This window comes from Streptomyces sp. NPDC007084 (genome assembly GCF_040703595.1).
Classification (GTDB): Bacteria; Actinomycetota; Actinomycetes; order Streptomycetales; family Streptomycetaceae; genus Streptomyces.
Genome location: NZ_JBEYFY010000013.1, coordinates 42524 through 65208 on the forward strand (window position 1 = coordinate 42524; position 22685 = coordinate 65208).

General features: G+C 72.0%; 20 protein-coding genes and 2 pseudogenes. 12 read left to right on the top strand and 10 right to left on the bottom strand.

The window, feature by feature from the left end; genetic code table 11:
• Positions 1-10: 10 nt before the first annotated feature.
• From AB0912_RS13975 to AB0912_RS13985, 3 genes are all read right to left on the bottom strand, one after another.
• The gene (locus AB0912_RS13975; RefSeq protein ID WP_366699166.1) at positions 11-589 is read right to left on the bottom strand and encodes a TerD family protein; all 579 of its coding nucleotides are present in this window, start codon (positions 587-589) and stop codon (positions 11-13) included.
• A gap of 159 nt (positions 590-748) precedes the next feature.
• The gene (uvrB, locus tag AB0912_RS13980) at positions 749-2890 is read right to left on the bottom strand and encodes an excinuclease ABC subunit UvrB (RefSeq protein ID WP_366699168.1); all 2142 of its coding nucleotides are present in this window, start codon (positions 2888-2890) and stop codon (positions 749-751) included.
• Between the two features lie 40 nt (positions 2891-2930).
• On the bottom strand, positions 2931-3803 hold the full coding sequence (locus AB0912_RS13985; RefSeq protein ID WP_366699170.1) for an MHYT domain-containing protein: 873 nt from the start codon (positions 3801-3803) through the stop codon (positions 2931-2933).
• Positions 3804-4079: 276 nt separating this feature from the next.
• Between AB0912_RS13985 and AB0912_RS13990 the strand changes: the two genes are divergently transcribed.
• Positions 4080-4973 carry a glycerophosphodiester phosphodiesterase family protein gene (locus tag AB0912_RS13990; RefSeq protein WP_366699172.1) on the top strand — a complete coding sequence of 298 codons (894 nt, stop codon included), beginning with the start codon at positions 4080-4082 and terminating at the stop codon, positions 4971-4973.
• Between the two features lie 136 nt (positions 4974-5109).
• The gene (locus tag AB0912_RS13995) at positions 5110-5664 is read left to right on the top strand and encodes a methylated-DNA--[protein]-cysteine S-methyltransferase (RefSeq protein ID WP_366699174.1); all 555 of its coding nucleotides are present in this window, start codon (positions 5110-5112) and stop codon (positions 5662-5664) included.
• A gap of 304 nt (positions 5665-5968) precedes the next feature.
• Here the strand turns inward: AB0912_RS13995 and AB0912_RS14000 are convergent, their stop codons facing one another.
• Positions 5969-6331, bottom strand: coding sequence for a cupin domain-containing protein (locus AB0912_RS14000; RefSeq protein WP_366699177.1), 363 nt, complete (start codon positions 6329-6331; stop codon positions 5969-5971).
• A 183-nt stretch (positions 6332-6514) separates the two neighbouring features.
• Here AB0912_RS14000 and AB0912_RS14005 point away from each other — a divergent pair, with 183 nt between their 5' ends.
• Positions 6515-7420 (top strand): pseudouridine-5'-phosphate glycosidase, encoded by a 906-nt coding sequence (locus AB0912_RS14005; RefSeq protein ID WP_366699179.1) that lies wholly within the window; start codon positions 6515-6517, stop codon positions 7418-7420.
• A gap of 89 nt (positions 7421-7509) precedes the next feature.
• The gene (locus AB0912_RS14010) at positions 7510-8400 is read left to right on the top strand and encodes a sugar kinase (RefSeq protein WP_366699335.1); all 891 of its coding nucleotides are present in this window, start codon (positions 7510-7512) and stop codon (positions 8398-8400) included.
• Positions 8401-8724: 324 nt separating this feature from the next.
• On the opposite strand, the gene AB0912_RS14015 is transcribed toward AB0912_RS14010, so the two are convergent.
• A complete protein-coding gene (locus tag AB0912_RS14015) occupies positions 8725-9519 on the bottom strand; it encodes a methyltransferase domain-containing protein (RefSeq protein WP_366699181.1) in 795 nt (264 codons plus the stop codon).
• Positions 9520-9705: 186 nt separating this feature from the next.
• On the opposite strand from AB0912_RS14015, the gene AB0912_RS14020 reads away from it, so the two are divergent.
• Positions 9706-10833, top strand: a complete 1128-nt coding sequence (locus tag AB0912_RS14020) for a magnesium and cobalt transport protein CorA (RefSeq protein ID WP_366699183.1) — start codon at positions 9706-9708, stop codon at positions 10831-10833.
• A 46-nt stretch (positions 10834-10879) separates the two neighbouring features.
• Here AB0912_RS14020 and AB0912_RS14025 read toward each other — a convergent pair whose 3' ends face one another.
• Together AB0912_RS14025 and AB0912_RS14030 are read right to left on the bottom strand one after the other, a co-directional pair.
• Positions 10880-11296 (bottom strand): CBS domain-containing protein, encoded by a 417-nt coding sequence (locus tag AB0912_RS14025; protein ID WP_366699185.1) that lies wholly within the window; start codon positions 11294-11296, stop codon positions 10880-10882.
• 206 nt (positions 11297-11502) lie between these two features.
• Positions 11503-12144 carry a uridine kinase gene (locus AB0912_RS14030; protein WP_366699187.1) on the bottom strand — a complete coding sequence of 214 codons (642 nt, stop codon included), beginning with the start codon at positions 12142-12144 and terminating at the stop codon, positions 11503-11505.
• Between the two features lie 83 nt (positions 12145-12227).
• Here AB0912_RS14030 and AB0912_RS14035 point away from each other — a divergent pair, with 83 nt between their 5' ends.
• From AB0912_RS14035 to AB0912_RS14045, 3 genes are all read left to right on the top strand, one after another.
• Complete coding sequence (locus tag AB0912_RS14035; protein ID WP_366699189.1) at positions 12228-12428, top strand: hypothetical protein; 201 nt, start codon at positions 12228-12230, stop codon at positions 12426-12428.
• 215 nt (positions 12429-12643) lie between these two features.
• Positions 12644-13123, top strand: coding sequence for an anthrone oxygenase family protein (locus AB0912_RS14040; RefSeq protein WP_366699191.1), 480 nt, complete (start codon positions 12644-12646; stop codon positions 13121-13123).
• Positions 13124-13407: 284 nt separating this feature from the next.
• Positions 13408-14901, top strand: a complete 1494-nt coding sequence (locus AB0912_RS14045; protein ID WP_366699193.1) for a glutamate synthase subunit beta — start codon at positions 13408-13410, stop codon at positions 14899-14901.
• A gap of 175 nt (positions 14902-15076) precedes the next feature.
• Here AB0912_RS14045 and AB0912_RS14050 read toward each other — a convergent pair whose 3' ends face one another.
• Positions 15077-15628 carry a carboxymuconolactone decarboxylase family protein gene (locus AB0912_RS14050; RefSeq protein ID WP_366699195.1) on the bottom strand — a complete coding sequence of 184 codons (552 nt, stop codon included), beginning with the start codon at positions 15626-15628 and terminating at the stop codon, positions 15077-15079.
• A 47-nt stretch (positions 15629-15675) separates the two neighbouring features.
• On the opposite strand from AB0912_RS14050, the pseudogene AB0912_RS14055 reads away from it, so the two are divergent.
• Positions 15676-17102 (top strand): annotated as a pseudogene (locus tag AB0912_RS14055) (PLP-dependent aminotransferase family protein).
• A gap of 233 nt (positions 17103-17335) precedes the next feature.
• On the opposite strand, the gene AB0912_RS14060 reads toward AB0912_RS14055, so the two are convergent.
• Positions 17336-17614 carry a DUF397 domain-containing protein gene (locus AB0912_RS14060; protein WP_366699197.1) on the bottom strand — a complete coding sequence of 93 codons (279 nt, stop codon included), beginning with the start codon at positions 17612-17614 and terminating at the stop codon, positions 17336-17338.
• The gene (locus tag AB0912_RS14065; protein ID WP_366699199.1) at positions 17615-18475 is read right to left on the bottom strand and encodes a helix-turn-helix transcriptional regulator; all 861 of its coding nucleotides are present in this window, start codon (positions 18473-18475) and stop codon (positions 17615-17617) included.
• Between the two features lie 160 nt (positions 18476-18635).
• Here AB0912_RS14065 and AB0912_RS14070 point away from each other — a divergent pair.
• The 3 genes and pseudogenes from AB0912_RS14070 to AB0912_RS14080 form a co-directional block, all read left to right on the top strand.
• Positions 18636-19145 (top strand): annotated as a pseudogene (locus AB0912_RS14070) (ATP-binding protein); the annotation flags it as partial.
• Positions 19146-19858: 713 nt separating this feature from the next.
• Positions 19859-20266, top strand: coding sequence for a hypothetical protein (locus AB0912_RS14075; RefSeq protein ID WP_366699337.1), 408 nt, complete (start codon positions 19859-19861; stop codon positions 20264-20266).
• Positions 20267-20737: 471 nt separating this feature from the next.
• A complete protein-coding gene (locus AB0912_RS14080) occupies positions 20738-22585 on the top strand; it encodes an ABC transporter ATP-binding protein (protein ID WP_366699339.1) in 1848 nt (615 codons plus the stop codon).
• Positions 22586-22685: the final 100 nt, after the last annotated feature.

Sequence of the window (22685 nt, forward strand, 5' to 3'; positions counted from 1 at the left end):
CCCGGCCTTCCTACAGGTGCGGCAGTATCGCCGGCATCAGGTCCTGGAACGTCCGGCCGTTGGCCGGGGTGCCGAGGGCCGTCATCTGCCAGCCGGCGCCCGCGCGGTGCACCTTGGCCATGACCTGCGCCGTGTACTGGCCGCCGCCGGCCAGGGTGTAGCGGGCGAGTTCCTGGCCGTTGGTCTCGTCCACGATGCGGCAGAACGCGTTCTGCACTTCCTGGAACGTCTGGCCCGTGAAGGAGTTCACGGTGAAGACGATCTGGTCGATGTGGACCGGGACGCGCTGCAGGTCGACGAGGATGGCCTCGTCGTCGCCGCCCTGGCCGGCGCCGCCGACCAGGTTGTCGCCGGTGTGCCGCACCGAGCCGTCGTCGCTCACGAGGTGGCGGAAGAAGACCACGTCGACGGGCTGCTTGTCCGCGAACAGCACGGCGGAGGCGTCGAGGTCGATCTCCCGGGTGCGCGAGCCGAACAGGCCGCGCCGGGGGGCCGCCTGCCAGCCGAGACCCATGCGGACCGCGGTCAGCGTGCCCCCGTCGTTCTTCTGCAGACTGATGGCCTGACCCTTGGTCATGTTGACCGTCACGCGCTGTTCCCCTCTCGACTGTCCCCTGTTGCCGCGGACTCCGCGGATGACCAGAACCCTACGCAGCGGCGGTGACGGCGCCGAAGCCCGGGACGTACTTTGTGTCGGTCTTGCAACACAGAGCGCGTCCGCCGAGGTCCGGCGCCGACCGACCGGCTCTCAGGCCAGTCCCGCCTCCTTCATCTGCCGCAGTTCCTTCTTCATCTCGGAGACCTCGTCGCGCAGACGGGCCGCGATCTCGAAATGCAGGTCGGCGGCGGCGGCGCGCATGCGTTCCGTCAGCTCCTCGATCTGTCCGGCCAGTTCGGCCGCGGGGCGGTCGGTCGGCACCGCCTCCGCGTTCTTCGCGGCCTTGGTGTTCTTGCCGGACTTCGCGGCCTTGCCGCCGAGCGCGGGCACGGGGGTCTTGGCCGCCTTGCCGTCCTTCGACTTTCGGTACCCGGAGCCGAGAAGCTGCTCGGTATCGACGTCCTCGCGGGCGATCTGGGCCACGATGTCGTTGATCTTCTTGCGGAGCGGCTGCGGATCGATGCCCCGCTCCGTGTTGTAGGCGATCTGCTTCTCGCGGCGGCGGTTGGTCTCGTCGATGGCCTTCTCCATCGCCGGGGTGATCTTGTCCGCGTACATATGGACCTGGCCGGAGACGTTGCGCGCCGCGCGGCCGATGGTCTGGATGAGGGAGGTGCCGGAGCGCAGGAAGCCCTCCTTGTCGGCGTCGAGGATCGCCACCAGGGAGACCTCGGGCAGGTCGAGGCCCTCACGCAGGAGGTTGATGCCGACCAGGACGTCGAACTCGCCGGCGCGCAGCTCCCGCAGCAGCTCGACGCGGCGCAGCGTGTCGACGTCGCTGTGCAGATAGCGGACCTGGATGCCCAGCTCCAGGAAGTAGTCGGTGAGGTCCTCGGCCATCTTCTTGGTGAGCGTGGTGACCAGGACCCGCTCGTCCTTCTCGGTGCGCTTGCGGATCTCGTGCACCAGGTCGTCGATCTGGCCCTCGGTGGACTTCACGACGACCTCGGGGTCGATGAGGCCGGTGGGGCGGATGATCTGCTCCACGAAGCCGTCGGAGCGGGACAGCTCGTACTGCCCGGGGGTCGCCGAGAGATAGACGGTCTGGCCGATGCGCTTCTGGAACTCCTCCCACTTCAGCGGGCGGTTGTCCAGGGCGGAGGGCAGCCGGAAACCGTGGTCGACCAGGGTGCGCTTGCGGGAGGCGTCGCCCTCGTACATCGCGCCGATCTGCGGGACCGTGACGTGCGACTCGTCGATGACGAGCAGGAAGTCGTCCGGGAAGTAGTCGATGAGCGTGTTCGGCGGGGAGCCGGGCTCGCGGCCGTCGAAGTGCATCGAGTAGTTCTCCACACCGGAGCAGGAGCCGATCTGGCGGAGCATCTCGATGTCATAGGTGGTCCGCATGCGCAGGCGCTGGGCCTCCAGGAGCTTGCCCTGCTTCTCCAGCTCGGCGAGGCGCTCTCCCAGCTCCTTCTCGATGTCGTTGACCGCGCGCTCCATGCGCTCGGGGCCCGCCACGTAGTGCGAGGCGGGGAAGACGTACACGTGGTCGTCGTCGCTGATGACCTCGCCGGTGAGGGGGTGCAGCGTCGAAAGGGCCTCGATCTCGTCGCCGAACATCTCGATGCGAACGGCCAGCTCCTCGTAGACCGGGAAGATCTCGATGGTGTCGCCGCGGACGCGGAAGGTGCCGCGGGCGAAGGCCATGTCGTTGCGCGTGTACTGGATGTCGACGAAGCGGCGCAGCAGGTCGTCGCGGTCGATCTCGTCGCCCACCTTGAGGCTGACCATCCGGTCCACGTACTCCTGCGGGGTGCCGAGGCCGTAGATGCAGGAGACGGAGGCGACCACGACGACGTCACGGCGGGTCAGCAGCGAGTTGGTCGCCGAGTGGCGCAGCCGCTCCACCTCCTCGTTGATCGAGGAGTCCTTCTCGATGTAAGTGTCCGACTGCGGGACGTAGGCCTCGGGCTGGTAGTAGTCGTAGTACGAGACGAAGTACTCGACGGCGTTGTTCGGCAGCAGCTCGCGGAACTCGTTGGCCAATTGCGCGGCCAGGGTCTTGTTCGGGGCCATGACGAGCGTGGGGCGCTGGAGCTTCTCGATCATCCACGCGGTGGTGGCGGACTTGCCGGTGCCGGTCGCGCCAAGCAGCACGACGTCCTTCTCACCTGCGCGGATACGCTTGTCCAGGTCGGCGATGGCCGTGGGCTGGTCACCGCCGGGCTGGAAGGGGCTGACGACCTCGAAGGGCGCCACCGAACGTTCGATCTTGGATACGGGCCGCATGGAATCAACCGTACGACCCCGCACTGACAACGGGGGCTGATCAGCGGCTCTGCGGGGTCCGGGCGGGGCGGTGGGCGCGGTCCGGTCCGGAGCGGACGGGCGTCCGGCGGGCGGGGCGGGCGGTGACCGGGTGGGCCGGGATGCCGGGCCGCCGGGGCTGCGCGGGACTCCGGTCGGGCCTGCCCATGACGATGAGCGGGTCGAAGAGCACGACGACGCCGGCCAGGCACAGGAAGGCCAGCGGGCCGATCATCATGGGCGCGAGCAGGGCGGCCGCCGAGTCCCCGGCCGGGGTGGCGCCCGCCGAGCCGTGCAGATGGACGCTGAGGGCGGCCATGCCCGTGTAGTGCATGCCGCTGACGGCGAGTCCCATGACGAGGCTCGCTCCCACGCTCCAGAGGAAGCCCCGCACCTGTCCGGCCGCCCAGAGGGCCGCGGTGGCGGCCACCACGGCGATGACGACCGAGGCGGCCACGGTGAACGTGTTGTAGCCGAGGCTGCCGTTGAGCCGCATCCCGGCCATGCCCAGGTAGTGCATGGACGCGATGCCGAGTCCGGTGATGGTGCCCCCGGTGAACAGGGCGGTCCCGGTGGCGCCTCGGTAGCCGACGATGAAGATGCCCACCCCGACCATCACGATCGCGACGCCGAGGCTCGCGAAGGTGATCGGCCGGTCGTAGTGGACGGGCGTCCCGGCCACGGCGAACCCCATCATCGCTATGAAGTGCATCGTCCATATGCCGGACGCGATCGCGACCGAGCCGAGCGCGAGCCAGCCGGCCCGCCACGGTCCGGCGACGAGTATCGAGCGGGTGGTGCAGCGCAGCCCCAGCGCCCCGCCGAGGCAGGCCATGAAGTACGCCACCAGCGGTGTGACGAGTCCGTAACTGAAGCCGTCGACGGTGCCCTGCATGCGCGGCTGCCCTTCCGCTGGTGCCCTGTGAACTCTCCGAAACGCCCCCACCCTCGGGACCGCTGAAGCGGACCGGGCTGAGGCAGAGAGTATGACCCCGACCGGAATGGTCGAACGATTTTCCGGCAAAGAAACACCACCTCCCCCCACGTGTGCGGCGCGGGTGACCGGACTTGGGCAACTCCATTCCCTTCACACCCAGCCCGCCAACCGCGTTAGCTGACTCTCTGCTGTCACTCTGTTGCTGTCTGTCATCTCTCGACACAAGGAGTACGCATGCTTGCGCGCGTTGCCGCCGCCACGACCGCCGCGCTTCTTGGGGGAGCCGTTCTGATACTGCCCAGCCCGCACGCCAAGGCCGGCGACCGGAACCCGGACCCCCTGGTCGTCGCCCATCGCGGTGCTTCCGCCTACGCGCCCGAGAACACGCTGGCCGCCATCGACCACGCGGCCGACCTAGGCTTCGACTGGGTGGAGAACGACGTCCAGCGCACCAAGGACGGTCAACTGGTCGTCCTGCACGACGACTCGCTGGCCCGTACGACGAATGTCGAGGAGGTCTATCCCGGCCGGCGCCCCTGGAAGGTCAAGGACTTCACCGCGGCGGAGATCGCCCGTCTGGACGCCGGGAGCTGGTTCGGCCCCCGGTACGCGGGCGTGCGCGTGCCGACCCTGAAGGAGTACATGGAGCGTGTCTCCGAGAACCACCAGAAGCTCGTCCTGGAGATCAAGAACCCCGAGCTGTACCCGGGCATCGAACGGCAGACCCTCAAGCTGCTGAGCAACGAGGGGTGGCTCGATCCGGTGCATCTCAGGGACCGGCTGATCGTGCAGAGCTTCAGCGCCGACAGCGTACGGATCGTGCACGACCTGCGGCCGGGCATCACGACGGCTCTCCTGGGGACGCCGGCCGTCGCGCAACTGCCCCGGTACGCCCGGTTCGCGGACCAGATCAACCCGGACCACACCACCCTCTCGGCCGATTACGTCTCCGCGGTCCACGCGCTGCGCGGGCCGCACGGGCGGATGAAGGTCTTCGCCTGGACGGTGGACGACGCGGCGGCCGCACGCCGCGTGGCGGGCTTCGGGGTGGACGGCATCATCACGAACGTGCCGGACGTGGTCAGCGCGACCCTGGCACTGCCGCCCCGGCCGCTCGGCAAGGGCTGATTCGGACGTCTGATCCGGACGTGTGATCCGGACGTCTGACCCGAACGGCGGGCCCGAGGCGGGCCGCCCGTGGCGTGGAGCGGGATGCCCGTCCACGCCACGGGCGTTGTCAGTGGCGGGCCGTACCGTGGTGCGCATGAACAGCCATGGACCCGACGGGCAGCAGGTCGTGTGGGCGGTCGTCGGCACGGACATCGGTCCGCTGCTCCTCGCGGCGACCCGCGACGGCCTCGTGAACGTCGTCTTCCACGCCTCGGACCCGGTGCGCGACAAGGCGCTCGACCGGCTCGCCTCCCGGCTGGGCAGCACCCCGGTCGAGGCACCGGACTCCCCACTGCTGGCCGAGGCGATACGCCAGGTCGAGGCGTACTTCACCGGCGCCCGCCGTGACTTCGACCTGCCGCTGGACTGGTCGCTGATATCGGGGTTCAACCGCCAGGTACTCCGCGAGCTGCACGCGGGCGTGCCGTTCGGTGCCGTCGTGGGTTACGGCGATCTGGCCGGGCGGGTCGGCCAGCCGGGCGCGGCGCAGGCCGTCGGGGTGGCGATGGGGTCCAATCCGCTGCCGGTCGTGGTGCCCTGCCACCGGGTCGTCGAGAGCTACGGGGGGATCGGCGGGTTCGGCGGCGGCCTGGAGACCAAGCGGAAGCTGCTGGCTCTGGAGGGTGTGCTGCCCGAGCCGCTGTTCTGAGGCCGGCGGGACATGGGGCGGGGGCGGTTCCGAGGTCGGTTCCGAAGTCGGTTCCGAGGTCGGTTCTGCGTGGGCCAGGGACCGGCGGTCACCGGCTTCCGGGGTCAGTGCCACGCCGGGGGTCACGCGCCGGCCTCGGGTGTGACGGGCCACGCCCGTGAGCGCGGGCCCGTCGCCGGGAGACCGGTGGCCCCGGGTCTCCGGGGCCTTCAGGGTCTCCGAGGGCTCCGGAACCCTGGGGCTCCGAAGCCTCCGGGGTTCAGAGGCTCGGGGTTCAGAGGCTCGGGGTTCAGAGGCTCGGGGTTCAGAGGCTGATGTGGTACGCCTTGCGGAGCGTCTCGTGGACGGTCCACGTCGTGCGGTCGCCCTCGCGCAGGACCGCCGCGTCGCCGGGTCCCACCTCGATGACGTCACCGCCCTCGACCTCGATGGTGGCGCGACCGCTGACGACGACGAACAGCTCGTTCGCCTCGGTGTCGGTCACCACGCCGGGGGTGATCTGCCAGATGCCGCGCAGTTGCTTGCCGTCGGCGGACTCCCACAGCACCTTGCCCGTCACGACGGGCTCGCCGGAGACGATCTGCGCCGGGTCCAGCGGCTCGGGTTCGAGTTCGGCGTCGGGAATGTGCACGGCGAAGGACGGGGTGGCCTGGGAGTTCGTGGTCATGAGCGCACACCCTAAGGGCATGCCCGCCCGCCCCGGAGAAGGGGGTCACCTCGACGAGGTGCCGCTGTCCGGCGCGGTGTCGGCAACGCGTGTCGTACGCCGTGGGTTCCCGGTGGTTTGCCGGAAGGTGTCAGCCGCCAGAGATCCAGGGACGGGGAACGTCGACCGACAGGAGGCAGACGCGTGATCGTGGTGTCCGAAGAGGTGCGGGAGGCGCTCGACGCGCGCCGGCCGGTGGTGGCCCTGGAGTCGACGATCATCGCGCACGGGCTGCCCCGTCCGCGCAACCTTCGGGTCGCCCTCGAACTGGAGGAGGTCGTACGGCGGGAGGGTGCCGTGCCCGCGACGATCGCCGTGCTCGACGGCCGGCCGCGTGTCGGCCTGGACAAGGAGCAGCTGGAGCGGGTCACGAACGAGGACGGCATCCGCAAGCTGGGGCACCGTGATCTGCCGCTCGCGGTGGCCTCGGGGGCGAGCGGGGCGACGACGGTGTCCGCGACGGCCCTGCTGGCGGCGCGCGGGGGAGTGCGGGTGTTCGCGACGGGAGGGCTCGGCGGGGTGCACCGGGAATGGACGGTGACGCAGGACGAGTCCGCCGATCTGGGGCTGCTGGCGCGTACCCGGATCACGGTGGTGTGCGCCGGCGTCAAGTCGATCCTGGACGTGCCGGCGACGCTGCAACGCCTGGAGACGCTGGGCGTGGCGGTGGCCGGGTACGGCACGGACCGGTTCCCCGGCTTCTATCTGTCCGACTCGGGACACCCCGTCGAGTGGACCCTGGAGTCCCCGGAGCAGGTGGCGGAGGTGATGCGCGCGCAGGACGCGTTGGACTCCCCCGCGTCGTCGCTGATCGTGGCGAACCCCGTGCCGCGCGAGGAGCAGCTCGATCCCTCCCTGCACGCGCGCGTGCTCGACGAGGCGTTGCGGGCCTGCGCGTCGGAAGGGATCACCGGGCAGGCGGTCACGCCGTTCCTGCTCGGCTATCTGGTCCGGCACACCGACGGCGCCTCGCTCAGCGCCAACCTGGCGGCGGTCCGGGGCAACGTGCGCCTCGCGGGCCGGATCGCGGCGGCCTGGGCGAGGGCGTGAGCGACGCGGGGCGAAACACCCCGGAGAGCGTCCCGGCCGGGACGGAACACGCGGGCCCCGTCGCGAGTCCACGTCCGGGCTCCGGTGCGCTGCTCGTCGTCGGGGACGTGGTCACCGATGTCGTCGCCCGGCATCGCGGGCCGCTCGCGGCGGGTACGGACACGGTCGCCGCGATCCGCACCGTTCCGGGCGGCGCGGGCGCCAACGTGGCCTGCTGGGCGGCGTTCGAGGGCTGCGGGGACGTACGGCTGCTCGGCCGGGTGGGTGCGGACGCGGCGGAGTGGCACGAACGGGAACTGCTGGCGAGCGGGGTACGGCCGCTGCTGGTGACCGATCCGGAGGCGCCGACCGGGACGGTGATCAGTCTGGTGGACTCCGGCGCGTCGGCGGAGCGTACGTTCCTCACGGACAGCGGGGCGTCGCTCCGGCTCTGCCCGCAGGACTGGTCGCCGGGGCTGCTGGACGGGGTCGGGCGGCTGCATCTGTCGGGATATCTGTTCTTCTCCGAACCGAGCAGGGCGCTGGTGTCGGTGGCGCTGGAGTCGGCACGCGCGCGGGGCGTACCGGTGAGTGTCGACCCCGCCTCGGCTGGTTTCCTCGCCGCCGTGGGCGTGGACCGCTTCCTCTACCTGTCGGCGGGGGTGGACGTGCTGCTGCCCAGCCGTGACGAGGCCTGTCTGCTGACGGGGCTGCCCGATCCGGCGGACGCGGCGGCCAAGTTGAGCCGCCATGTCCCGCTGGTCGTCGTCAAACAGGGCGGTACCGGTGCCCTGCTGGCCTGGTCAGGGTCCGTCCGGGCCCGTGTTCCGGCAGGTCCGGCGACGCCCCGCGACACGACGGGCGCGGGCGACGCGTTCACCGGCGCGTTCCTCGCCGCGCTGCTCGCGGGGACCGCCCCCGAAGAAGCCGCGGCAGCGGGGTGCGGGGCGGGAGCGAGGGCGGTGGAGCTGATCGGAGGGAGACCGCCGACGAGCCGTTGAGCGCAGGCGGAGGGCGCACCGGCAGAGGACATACGGGGGGACGCGGAGGGGATGCAGAAGGCCCCGGAGGGGGGACAGGGGGGCGCAGAAGGCCCCGGAGGGGGCAGAGGGGACGACACGCGGCGCCGCAAGGGGCAGAGGGGGCGACACGCGGCGCCGCAGGGGGCGAGGGGCGCGGCTCACCGCACGCGGCCCCTGCCTGCCCGGCTCATCGCGAGCTGCCGGCGCCCGGAGCCACCCGGCCCGGCGCCACCCGGCCGGGCCCAGTGCAGGCCGGCACGGCCCAGCACGGCCCGGCGGCGGCCCGGTCCCGCTGACAACCCCTCAGCCCTTGCGCCCCCAGGCGGAGATCATCGGTGCCGTCGCCAGGTCCATGGAACCTGCCGTCACGTTCGCGAGGTGCTGGTCGATCTCCTCGTCGGTCGCGAGGCCCGCCGTGACGAGCTGCTCGCGGATCTGACGGACCGTCGCCGTTTCCAGGGCGGTGCAGGCGGGAGAGGCGACGGGGAAGTAGGCGTCGGCCTCGACACCCCTCAGTCCCGCGTCCCGGAGCAGGCGCGGCAGCTTGCGGCCGTAGGAGAGGTCGGCGCCACGGTCGGCGAGGAGCTTGCGGAAGCCCTGGCGCAGCCGGTTGGCGAGCTGCTGTTCGGGGCCGTACTCGTCAGGGCAGAGCAGGGGTTGCAGCGCCGGGTCGGCGTCCTCGACGAGGAGCCGGCCGCCGGGCCGCAGGGCCTTGATCATCGACCGCAGCGCCCTTTCCCGGTCCGGCACATGGACCAGGACCAGCCGGGCGTGCACGAGGTCGAAGCCCTCCCCGGGCGGCTCCTCGGCGCCGACGTCGTGGACGCGGACCTGGACCGGCGGGCGGGCCGCCGAGGCCGCCCACGAGGTGTCGATGTCGGTCGCGACGACCTTGCCGGTGGGGCCGACCTTCTTGGCGAGCCAGGACACCACCGACGTGCCGCCCGCCCCCACTTCCCAGCAGCGCCAGCCGGACCCGATGCCGAACCGCTCCATGTGCCGGAACGTGGCGGGGTCGAAGAGGGTGGCGAAGGCCTGGAAGCGCTGGCCCGCCTCGTCCTGCTGGTTGTCGAGGAGATATCCGTCGGTTCGCGTCATGCGGGGATCATCCCAGTCGACCGCCTGGTCGGGCCTGCCGTGCCGCGCGAGGGAGGGGACGACCACCCCGCACGGCGGAACGGAATCCTCCGTTCCCACAGGCTTTTCCGGTCCCGGAGCGGGGCTGGCAGACTGGCTCGCCAGGCGCAGAGCGCGGCCCGAGGAGATCCACGCGAGGAGATCCAGATGTCCATGGCAGGGAATTTGCGGAGGGTGACGGCATTCGGCGCGGTCGGCGGCCTCCGCAAGGTGGCACGGCTGACGCGGCGCAGGCCCCGCGTCGACCTCAGTCACCACGCCCGGTCGCCGCTGGGCTCCGCGGTGGTCAACTGCGTGGCCTACAGCGACGGCGTCCGGATCCCGGAGGGGCGGGACCTGGTCGACACCGTGGAGCGGATCCGCAAGCGTGACGAGGGATTCGTCTGGCTCGGACTGCACGAGCCGACGCAGCAGGAGTTCGCGGGCATCGCCGAGCTTTTCGACCTGCACCCGCTGGCCGTCGAGGACGCGGTGGAGGCCCACCAGCGCCCGAAGCTGGAGCGATATGGCGACACGCTCTTCGCGGTGTTCAAAACGGTCTGCTACGTGGAGCACACCGAGCTGACGGCGACCAGCGAGGTGGTGGGCACCGGCGAGATCATGGTGTTCGTCGGGGCGGACTTCGTCATCACGGTGCGGCACGGACGGCACGGTTCGCTCGGCCCGCTCCGTGAGGAACTGGAGTCGGACCCGCAGCAGTTGTCCAAGGGGCCGGCCGCGGTCCTGCACGCGATCGCGGACCATGTCGTCGACGACTACGTGAGCGTGACGGACGCGCTCCAGTCGGACATCGACCAGGTCGAGGCCGACGTGTTCGCCGAGAACGGCGCGCGCACCGACGCCGGCCGTATCTACCAGCTCAAGCGCGAACTGCTCGAACTGAAGCGGGCCGCCGTGCCGCTCGCCCGGCCGGTGCAGGAGCTGGCGACCCGGCCGATCCGGGTGGTCGACCCGGAGATACAGGCGTACTTCCGGGACGTCTCGGACCATCTGCTGCGGGCCACCGAGCAGATAGCGGCCTTCGACGAACTGCTCAACTCGATTCTGCAGGCACATCTCGCGCAGGTGACGGTCGCGCAGAACGAGGACATGCGGAAGATCACGGCGTGGGCGGCGGTCATCGCCGTGCCGACGATGGTCTGCGGGGTGTACGGCATGAACTTCGCCCACATGCCCGAGCTGCGCTGGAGGTTCGGCTACCCGCTCGTCATCGGCGTCATATCCGTCGCCTGTCTCGTGCTCTACCGGGGCTTCCGGCGTAACGGCTGGCTCTGACGACGGGCCGCCCGGGCACCGGCTCGGGTGTGCGCGGGGGCGGGTGTCAGGCCGTCGCGCTCCTCGCGTAGACGCTCTCCACCCACCCGGCGAGCTGTTCGTCGCCGAGATGCTGGGCGAGGTCCATGCCGACGAGCCGTTTGTCCTCGATGACGGGCAGTCGCCGGATCTGATTGGTCTTCATCTCCTGGAGCACTTCACCGACGTCGGCGTCGGACTCGATCCAGCGGGGTGTTCCGTGGGCCATGTCGCCCGCGGTGACCCGGGCGGGATCGTGGCCCATGGCCACACAGCCGACGACGATGTCGCGGTCCGTGAGGATGCCGCAGAGGCGTTCGTTCTCGTCGCTGATGGGCAGCGCTCCCACGTTCAGCTCGCGCATGAGCTGGGCGGCGCGGTCCAGCGTCTCGTGAGCGGGGATCCACTGGGCACCACGGTGCATGATGTCTCCGGCGGTGGTCATGGAGTACCTCCCGGTGCCGGACGGCCGGCGCGGCGCCGGACACACCGCTAGTCCCGGCGCCCTTCATTCTCGCCGCGCTTCGGGGCGTACGCACCTGGAGGTCCGTACGTCGCGGGGCGCGCGTGGCGCGGGCGCGAGCCGCGAAGGTGGGTGAGCGCGGCGGACTCGGGTGGGTGCGGCGAGCGGGGCGGGGGTGGTGCCTGGGGTCAGCCGTTCCATGCCGGGTGGCGGGGGTCGTCGGCGCGTACGAGGACGTCGGCCGTGGCGGCGGGGTCCACCTCGTCCTCGTACCGGGCGAAGGCGGGCAGGGTCCAGTGCTCCGTCTCGGGCGTGCGGCGGCGCAGGGCGCCCGGCGAGAGCAGGACGTGGACGCTGAGGTCGAAGGGGAACCAGTGGCGCAGAAGGAGGGGGCCGTGCAGCAACAGGATGGCACCGGGCGGGAGTTGGGTGTAGGCGCTGCGGGTGGCGCGGTCGGTGACCGGGTCCCAGAGGTCGGGCAGGATCCGGCCGTCGCCGCCGGCTTCGAGGGGGCCGAAGACCTCGCGCCAGAGGGCACCGGTGTCGAACCAGCCGTCGTAGTAGGCGTCGACGTCCTGGTGCCCGTACTCGAAGCGGAGCGAACCGGGGCGCAGGAAGCCCTCCGTGCCGACGACGAGAGAGGGACGGCCGCGTACGCGCAGCGCCTCGGAGACGCGTTGTGCGAGGTCGCCGGGGCGGGCGGCGGGCGCTCCGTCGAAGGCGACGCGGGGCCAGGGGCTGCCGTCCTCCGGTTTCAGGTCGAGCAGCCGGTCGGCGAGGAGGTCGCCGAGCCGTTCCCAGGTGATCGCTTCGAGTCGCACAGGGCCCATGATGCATCGGTCGCCCGCCGGAGCCGCCGTGCGGGGGTGAGCCCGCGGGTGGCCGGCCGGCCGGGGAGGGGAAGGAACCCCACATGGCACAGTTCGCCGCTCCCCCGCCCCGGACGGACAGCGCGCCTCTGGTGCTCCAGCCGCTCAGGAGGCGGCACTGCGCCGAGCGCCGGAGCGGGCCGCTCGCGCTGCTGGTGCTGGCAGAGAGGGCGCGGCTCGGCCGGCCGCGCGCTGTCCGAGGCGGCGGTGACCGCGATGTGGGGGCGCGCGGCGGCGGGCGGTGAAAGACCCCCGGCACCGGGCTCCTCGGTCGGTGGACGCTCACGTATGGGGACGCGGCCTTCGGCCATGGCCGCCGGTGCCGGGGCGGATTTCACTTGTGGTGTCGGCGCACGCTGTGCAGGATCACTGGTTTGGCCGTCGCAGCGGCTAGGCGGCCGTGGGGTAGCGGCGAGAGGGACCGGGGCCGGTCGGCGGTCTCGGTTGACGGGGAGTGGACATGATCGACGGACCGTATTTCGTGCTGACGCTGCTGGGCGTGCTCGGCTGCGGGCTGGTGGCCGGCGCCTTCTGCGCGTTCTCGACGTTCGTGATGCGGGCGCTCGCCCAGTTGCCGCCGGCGCAGGGGATCGCCGCGATGCAGGCGATCAACGTCGCTGCGGTGCGCCCGCCGTTCATGCTCGTGTTCCTCGGGTCGGCGGTGCTGTGCGCGGTGGTCGCGGTGGTGACGTTCGTCGTGTGGCCGGACGGGGCGACGGTGGAGTTGCTGCTCGGCAGCGCGCTCTATCTGGTCGGCTCGTTCGGTGTGACGGTGGTGGCGAACGTCCCGCGCAACGAAGTGCTGCTGAGACTGGAGCCCGGGACACCGGAGGCCGCCGCGCAGTGGCCCGCGTACGTGCGGGAGTGGACGATGTGGAACCACGTCCGCATGATCGCCTCGGCCGCCGCGGCAGTGCTCTACACCCTCGCCCTCACCTGAGCCCGCCTCCACGGTCGCCCGCACGCTCGCTTCCGCGCCCACGGCGTCTTCGCCTGAGCCCGCTCCACGCCTGCCTCCACGCCCGCCTTCACCTGAGCGTCCACGCCCGCCCTGCCCGGAGCCCATCTCCGCGCCCGTCCTCACCTCAGCAGCGGCCGGCGGGGCGGCGGGCGGTACGGTGGCGACGTATCGTGGCGGGGAAGGAGTGCCGCCCGGGTTCCGTGGCCGATGACGCCTACGCTCGTGCGGTCGCGCACCGGTCCGCGTACGTGAGGCAGACGGCCATGGCCGATCCCAAGGGGTTCATGACCACACCGCGCGAGGAGTATCCGCGCCGGCCGGTCGAGGAGCGCGTGCGGGACTGGGACGAGGTGTACGTTCCCGGCGCCCTGCTGCCGATCATCAACCAGCAAGCCGACCGGTGCATGGACTGCGGTATCCCCTTCTGCCATGACGCGTGCCCGCTGGGCAATCTGATCCCCGAGTGGAACGACCTCGTCTCGCGTGACGACTGGCGGGCGGCGAGCGAGCGTCTGCACGCCACGAACAACTTCCCCGAGTTCACGGGGCGGTTGTGTCCGGCGCCGTGCGAGTCCGGCTGTGTGCTGGCGATCAACCAGCCGGCGGTGACCATCAAGAACGTCGAGGTGGCGATCGCCGACCGCGCCTGGGAGGACGGGTTCACCCCGCCTCGGCCCCCGGACCGGCTCTCGGGTCGGACCGTCGCGATCGTCGGGTCGGGGCCCACCGGTCTCGCCGCCGCGCAGCAGCTCACGCGGGCGGGACACACGGTCGCCGTGTACGAGCGTTCGGACCGGATCGGCGGCCTGCTGCGGTACGGGATCCCCGCGTTCAAGATGGAGAAGCGGCAACTGAACCGCAGGCTGGCGCAGATGCGCGCGGAGGGCACCAAGTTCCGTACGTCGACGGTCATCGGCACCGACATCGGGGCGCGGGACCTCAAGGCCCGGTTCGACGCCGTGATCCTCGCGACGGGCGCGACCGCCTGGCGTGATCTGGACGTGCCGGGGCGGGAGTTGAGCGGTATCCACCAGGCGATGGAGTATCTGCCGCTGGCCGACCGGGTCTGTGAGGGCGACCTGGAGGTCTCCCCGCTGTCGGCGGCGGGCCGGCACGTGGTGATCGTCGGTGGCGGTGACACGGGGGCCGACTGTCTGGGGACGGCGGTGCGCGAGGGGGCCGCGTCCGTCACCCAGCTCGACATCTACGCGCAGCCGGGGACCGCGCGCGACGAGGACGCCGAGCCGTGGCCGACGTATCCGAAGATCTACCGGCTCTCCGCCGCCCACGAGGAGGCGGGTGCGCTGGGGATGGCGCCCTCCGCCCACGCGGACGCGCGGCTCTTCGCCGCCTCCACGCTCCGTTTCACGGGCGACGAGCACGGCCGGGTGCGGTCGCTGCACCTGGTCGAGGTCGACGCGGGGCGCCGTCCGGTCCCCGGCTCCGACCGGGCCCTGCCCGCCGACCTGGTCCTGCTCGCCCTCGGCTTCTCCGGCCCGGACCGGCACGACGGCCTGATCGACCAACTGGGCCTGGAACTTGAGCCGCGCGGCACGATCGCCAGGGGCCCCGACTTCGCCACGAACGTCCCCGGCGTGTACGCCGCCGGTGACGCGGCACGCGGACAGTCGCTCGTCGTGTGGGCGATCGCCGAGGGCAGGGCGGTCGCCGCGGCCGTGGACCGGGCGCTCAGCGGCTCCGACCGCCTCCGTCTGCCGGCCCCGATCGGACCGTACGACCGGCCGATGACCGCGTGACCCGTGCCCCGTGACCAGTGACCAGTGACCCGCTAGCCGTCAGCCGTCAGCCGTCAGCCGTCAGCCGGGCGAACGCCGGGCCCCGACACCAGTGCCCGCATAGGCACTGACCCAGGCAGAGGCCCAGACACCGCCACCGCCACCGGCACCGGCACCGGCCCAACCCCGCCCCCCATCAGCGGCGTTCGTCCGTTCCCGCCACCTTCGCCGTCGACAGCGCGACCCGGTTCCAGGTGTTGATGGCGAAGATCAGGGCGAGGACGTGGGCCAGTTCGGCCTCGTCGAAGTGGGCGGCGGCCTCGGCGTAGACGGCGTCGGGCACGCCCGCGTCGGCGACCCGCGTCACCGCCTCCGTCAGGGCGAGCGCGGCCTGCTCCTTCGGGGTGAAGAAGTGCCGGGCCTCGCGCCACACCGCGACCATGTGCAGCCGGTCCTCGCTCTCCCCGGCCTTGCGCGCGTCGTTGGTGTGCATGTGGAGGCAGTACGCGCAGTGGTTGAGGTGCGAGGCGCGGATCTGGATCAGCTCGACAAGGGCCGGGTCGAGCCCCTCCCGGGCCGCCGCGTCGAAGCCGACGAGGGCGCGGAAGACCTTCGGTGCCGCCTTCGCGAGGTCGAGCCGCCCGGTGCCGGTCTCGGAGATCGCGTCGGCCGGTGTCGCGGTGGTGGCCCGCGCGGTGGTCGTACCGGCCGGGGCGGTGGGGGCGATGGTGTGCGTGTTCGTCGTCATGACCACCAGCCTACGGTCGGGAAAGACCGGCGGTAGGGTGCATTTCCATGGCGGATTCATGGGTCAATTCGGCGGAGCGGATCGGCTCCGACCTGCACCTTGAACTGTCCGGGCCCGGCGGTCGCAGGGCCGCGCTGACCCGGGCGCTGCGCGAGGCCGTCCGCGGTGGGCGGCTGGCGCCGGGCACCCGGCTGCCGCCGTACCGTTCGCTCGCCGCGGACCTGGGCGTCGCCCGCAACACGGTCGCCGACGCGTACGCGGAGCTGGTCGCCGAAGGCTGGCTGACCGCCCGGCAGGGATCGGGCACCCGGGTCGCGGCGGGTGCCACTCCCCCGCCCGGCGGACGGCGCCGCGCGGACCCCGCGCCCGTACCGGAGACGGCGGCGCCCCGCGCGCGTGGCCCCCGGCACGATCTGCGGCAGGGTACGCCGGACGCGTCATCGTTCCCGCGCTCCGCCTGGCTCACCTCCTACCGGCGGGCCGTCCAGCAGGCGCCCAACGAGGCCTTCGGACCCGGCGATCCGGCCGGGCGCGTCGAGCTGCGGCAGGCGCTCTCCGCGTATCTGGCACGCGCCCGGGGCGTGCGCGCGGAGCCGGAACGCATCGTGATCTGCTCGGGGTTCGCGCACGCGCTGAGGCTGCTCTTCCCCCGGGTGCTGCGCGGCCCGCTGGCCGTCGAGTCGTACGGGCTCGGCTTCCACCGGGAACTGCTGGCCGCCGCCTCCGTACGGACCGTGCCGCTGCCGCTGGACGAAGACGGCGCGCGGGTCGGCGTGTTGGGGCGGGAGCGGGCCGTTCTGCTCACGCCGGCGCACCAGTTCCCGACCGGCGGGCCGCTGCACGCCGAGCGGCGCGCGGCGGTGACCGACTGGGCCCGGGCGCGGGACGGGGTGATCCTGGAGGACGACTACGACGGGGAGTTCCGTTACGACCGCAGGCCGGTGGGGGCGTTGCAGGGGCTGGACCCGGAGCGGGTCGTGCACATCGGTTCGGTCAGCAAGAGTCTGTCGCCGGCGCTGCGGCTCGGCTGGATGGTGCTGCCGGAGCGGTATGTGGGCGCGGTGCTGGAGGTCAAGGGAGAAGGGAGGCGTGGGCGAGCGTGTTGGACCAGTTGACGCTCGCGGACCTCATCGAATCGGGTTCCTACGACCGTCATGTCCGGCGGATGCGGCAGCGGTACCGGGGACGCCGGGACCGGCTGGTCGCCGCGCTCGCCGAGCGGGCACCGCGGATCGAAGTGACGGGGATCGCGGCGGGACTGCACGCGGTGCTGCGGCTGCCGCCGGGGACCGAACGGGCGGCGGTGGAGGCGGCGGTCCGGCAGGGGATCGCGCTCGACGGGCTGGCCGGATTCCGGCACCCGGAGGCGGTGATGTCCGCGCCGGACGGGCTGGTGGTGGGATACGCGACCCCGGCGGAACACGCGTACGGGGCGGCGCTTGAGGCGTTGTGCGGGGTGCTGACTCCGCTGTGACCGGGGTGAGCGCGCCGCGCACGGGGGCGGGCGCGCAACTCCTCGTGGATTTCGGTGGGTCAGCCGCGGAGTCTTTCGGGGTCCGCGGCTCAATGCTGGATCATGCCGGCATCACATTCAGTAAGGCCTTTGCAAAGGGCCGGAATTAGGGGGAAATTCAGGGAACTTCAGCGACTTAGGGAACTTCAATGACTTAAAGAACTTCAGGGAACTTCATTTGCGTCCAAGAGAGTTCAAGAGAGAAGGAAGTCCGCCTCTCCCGCCTTCGCGCCCTGGATGAACGCCGTCATCTCACCGGGTGTGTAGATGAGCGCGGGCCCGTCCGGGTCCGCCGACTGGCGCACGGCGATCCGGCCGTCGGCGAGCTTCATCGCCTCCAGGCAGTTCCCGCCGTTGCCGCCGCTCCACGGCTTGTGCCAGCCCTCGCTGCCCAGTTCACGGGCGGGCATTCCGTTGTAGATGCGCAACTGGCCTGTCCGCGGGTGCCTGCGTTCCGGCTTGATGCGTTCCATTCACAGCTCCTTGCGGAGATCCCGGAGGATCTCCTTCGTGCGATGTGCCGTAGCGGCCTGCGCCGCCATGCGGTCCATGACCTCCAGGTGGGTCGCCACCTCGGAACGCGCGTCCAGGTAGACGGCGCCGGTCAGGTACTCGCTGTAGACCATGTCCGGGAGTTCCGGCATGGCGAATCGGAACAGCACGAACGGCCCGTACGTGCCGGGGTGCGGGCCCGAGGAGAACGGCATGAGCTGCAACGTCACGCTGGGCAGTTCGGTGATGTCGAGCAGCTTGTCGATCTGCGCGCGCATCACCCCGGGGCCGCCGACGGGCCGGCGCAGGGCCGTCTCGTCCATCACGGCCCAGATCCGGGGCGCGTCCTCCCGCGTGAGGAGTTCCTGCCGCTGCATGCGCAGCGCCACATGGCGCTCGATATCCTCGGGGCGGGTCTGCCCGATGGCGCCCGCCTTCATGACTCCGCGGGCGTAGTCCTCGGTCTGCATCAGGCCAGGCACGAAGTGGGGCTCGTAGGAGCGCAGCAGGGCCGCCGCGCCCTCCAGGCTGACGTGCATGGAGAACCAGTCCGGCAGGATGTCGTGGAACCGCTGCCACCAGCCGGGCTTGTTGGCGTCCTCCGCCAGCTGGACGAAGGCCTCCGCCTCCTCGTCGCTGACGCCGTACGACTTCAGCAGCAGCTGGAGGTACGGAATTTTGAGGGAGACCTCCGCCATCTCCATCCGGCGGACCGTGGCGGGCGCGACGCGCAGGATGCGCGCGGCCTCCTCACGCTTGAGACCCGCGCGTTCCCGCAGGTCCAGCAGTCGCCGGCCGAGGACGACCTGGCCGACCGTCGGCGCGGACCGCGGTTCGCTCACGTCCACCTCCACTGAATCCGGACAGCCCGGGCGGCGCCGTTCGGGTTCTTCCTCGTCTTCCTCGACGATCCCAACTGGCGCCGCTCGGGATGCTGTTGCGAGCAGTGTGCCACGCGCCTCGACGGCGTCACACAGCACTCTGCATTTTTCAGAGTGACACTTGCCAAGTGTTCACGGCGGGGCGATAGTGGCAAGCGTGATTCCGTCCGCGCCGTTAGGAACAGACACCGCCGAAGACCGGTTCGGTCTCCGTGCCGCCCGAGGGCATCGCCCCGGCGCGGCCGCCGAACGGCGGTTCCGCTTCGAGCTGGCCGCACATCCCGGCTCCGTGGCCCAGGCGAGACGCCTGACCCGCTCCCGGCTGTCCGGCTGGTCGGTGTGCGAGGACACCTGCGACACGGCGGCCCTCGTGGTCTCCGAGCTGGTCACCAACGCGATCGTGCACGCCGCCGGGCGGCGCGTCGTCTGCGAGCTGCACGACGTCGACGACCTAGTGCGCATAGCCGTCTGTGACGAGGGATGCGCTCCGGGTGAGCCGCGCCCCTCGTCGGAGCGGCCGGACGAGGAGCACGGGAGGGGATTGCTTCTCGTCGCGGCGATGTCCAGGGCCTGGGGGGCCCAGGACACCGGGCCCGGCCTGCTGGTGTGGGCGGAGCTCGCGCGCTCGGCAGGCCGGGCCGACAACACCGTCGGCGACGACAGCGGGGCGGGGCCGGAAGCGGCCGAGCCCTTCGGGCTCGACGACCTCGACCGCCTCGAAGCGGCCTTCGAGGCGGGGACCGCGCCGTCGCCGCCCGGGTCCCCCGCCGCACGACCCGACCACGCCCGGCCCCACCCGCGGACGGATCCCCAGCCGCAGACGGATCCCCACCCCCGGACGGATCCCCAGCCGCGGACGGATGAGATTCGGCCCCACGCACAACCCGGTCACATACGACCCGGCCACATACGGCCGGACGCGCGGCCGGCCGACGTAACGCCGGAGCACACAGCGCCGGCCCACGCGGCGCCGGAGCACGTACCGCCGCACGGACAGCCGGACCACGTACCACCGCAGGCACGGCCGGACGGCGTACGGCCGCACGAGCGGCCGGGAGGCGTCGCGCCGCACGAGCGGCCGGACCACTCCCACCCGGCGGACGGCTCGTCCGACGCGGACACCCGCCCGCGGGCCGATCTGGGCTGGAGCGCGAAGAAGCCGCCGAACGACGGCCGGGGCACCGGGGCGGAGGAGGCGGAGGGGTCCTGGAGGACAGGAACCGTGGGGGTTCCCCAGGACCCCTCCGTCGCGAGCCGGAATCAGGACCAGGACCAGCAGGACCAGGACCAGGAGCGGAGGCGTCTGTGAGGCGTACGTCGGCGGCAGGGCTCGCGACGCAGGCCATGAGCCTGGACACGCTGGTCCGGATGAAGCGCGGGCAGCGCGTGCCCGGGCCGCTGAGACGTCTCCCCGTCCCCGAGGGCATGACGGTGCCGCTGGGCTGTGACGCGGTGTCGGTGCCCGCCCGGCTCGGACCGCTGCTGCTGCCGCGGCTCCCCCGCGTGGGCTGTGTCTACGCGGATCCGGCGCACTGGTGGTGGATCGTCCCCTCCGACTCCGATGTCGCCCTGGAGTGGCCGGCGCCCGCCCACTACGCGACGGGGGCGGTCGTACCGGACGCGCCGCAGGTTCCCGGCCTGATCCACAAGCCGGATGGGACTCTTCCGTACACTCCGCCGATCCCCCTGTACCTGGCCGTGTGCCGGGTCACGGGCACGACACCCGTCTGGTCGCGTCCGATCAGCGCCTGAGCCGCCGCTCCGGAAAGCCCTGAGAAGGCTCACCGAAGCCTGAGGGCTCACCGCGGCTTGATGACTCCCCGAAGCCTGGGGACTCAGCGGGGCGTGAGGGCTTCGCCGGGACGTGGGGCTACGGCGGGGCGTGAGGGCTACTGCGGCTCGGGGGGCTCGTGGCGCCATCCCCGGGCCCCGGATGCGCCCGGGGTGCGCCGATCGGCCTCGAACGCCACCCTCCGCCCGGATGGAGCGCCTCGTTCCGGGGGAAGGGTCCGTGCGGGCCGGCCCGGCAGGGGCCGCGCCCGCGGTTCCCGGGGGAGGCCACTGGTGGAGAAACCCGTACCCCAGCGCGGCGCGCGGCGATGGAGGTTCCCGCGCGGCCGCAGGCGCGACGCCGAGGAACCCCTGTCGTCGGACTCCGAGCGCCTGCTGTTCGGCGGGCCGCTCCGCTACGACACGGGCTGGTCCCAACACGCCGACGCCTTCATGGAGTTGAACCTCCGGGCGATGGTGGCCCGGCTGCCGTCGCTGCTCGCGTCCAGTTTCCGCCTCGCCTGGACGGCCGACCGGCGCGCGGCCCGGGTGGTGGTGGCGGCCGAGGTCGCGCGCGGCGGGACGCAGGCGGTCGCCCTGCTCGCCGTCAACAGCGTGCTGGGCCGGCTGATGGCGGGCGGTCCGGTCGAGGACCGGCTGCGGGGTGCGCTCCCCGCGCTGATCACGGTGGCCGCCGTGATGCTGGTGGGCACGCTGCTGCGGGCGGCCTCCACGTATGCCACCGGCCGTCTGGAGCCCAAGGTCGAGCGGGTGGCGACCGAGCTGTATCTGGAGCGGGCGGCGGCGGTCGAGCTGTCGGCGATCGAGGACGACGCCTTCCACAAGCTCCTGGACACCGCCCAGTACGGCGCCCAGTCCGCCCGGCGCATGATCGGCGTCGCCACCCGGGTGGTCAACGCGCTGATCTCGCTGGGCGCGGCGGCCGGTGTCCTCACCGTGCTGCACCCCGCTCTGCTGCCGTTGCTCGTGACGATGACGCTGCCGAGCGCCTGGAGCGCGCTGACCATCGCCCGCAGGCGTTACGAGTCGTTCCACACCTGGGTGCAGCACGCCCGCGCCGGTCATCTGATCAGCGGTCTCCTGACGGAGCCCGCGGCGGCTCCGGAGATCCGGGTGCACGGGGTGGGGCCGTTCCTGCTGCGGCACTTCCACGAGATGTCGGAGACGGCGGAGGCGGAACAGGCCCGGCTCGCGCGGCTCTCGGCCCGCACCGGGCTGATCGCGGCCGGCTGGACCGGGCTCGCCACGGTGGCGACGTACGCCACGCTCGGCGGTCTGCTGCTCGCCGGGGCGATGGCGCTCTCCGTCGCCGGTACGGCCGTGATCGCGATCCGCACGGGCTCGGCCAGCCTCGACACCCTCGTCCTGGAGATCAACTCCCTGCACGAGGAGGCCCTGTTCGTGGGTGATCTGCACCGCCTGTACGTGGAGGCGGCGGAGCGGGCCATCCCGTCCGGCGGCGATCCGCTGCCCGACGATCCGAGCGAGATCCGCTTCGAGAACGTCACCTTCAGCTACCCGGGCGAGGCGAACCGGCCGGCCCTCGCCGACGTCACGCTGAGTCTGCCGCTGGGCAGGATCGTGGCCCTGGTCGGGGAGAACGGCTCGGGCAAGACGACCCTGGTGAAGCTGCTCGCCGGCCTGTACACGCCGGACGGCGGCCGGATCCTGTGGGACGGTGTCGACGCGGCGACGGCGGACCGGCGGCAGCTCGCCGAGCGCATCGCGATGGTGGCGCAGGACTTCAAGCGGTGGCCGTTCACGGCCCGCGTCAATGTGGCGGTGGGCCGCCCGTCCGCTCCCCTGACCGAGGAGCGGCTCGCCTCGTCGGTGGCGGAGGCGGGCGCCGAGGACGTGGTCGCGGATCTGCCGCGCGGCCTGGACACCCTGCTGGTCCGCGGGTTCAGCGGCGGGCACGAGCTGTCGGGCGGCCAGTGGCAGCGGCTCGGCATCGCACGGGCCGCGTACCGGCGTGGCCGCATCCTGATCGTGGACGAGCCGACGGCGGCGCTCGACGCGCGGGCCGAGCTGGAGGTCTTCGACAAGATCAGGGCCCTGGCGGGCACGGGACAGACGGTGGTGCTGATCACCCACCGGCTGGCGTCCGTACGGCACGCCGATCTCGTACACGTGCTGGACCAGGGCCGGCTGGTGGAGTCCGGCACACCGGACGAGCTGCTGGCCTCGGGCGGGCTCTACTCGGAGCTGTACGCGCTACAGGCGGAACAGTTCACCGTAAAGCTGCCGTCCCCAAAGCTGCCGTCCCCCAAGGGCGGCTGAGCGGTACGGCAGGACGGTGACCGGCGCGGCAAGGCGGCTGACCGGCACGGCAGGTGCGGTGACCGGTACGGCAGGTGCGGTGACCGGTACGGCAGGACGG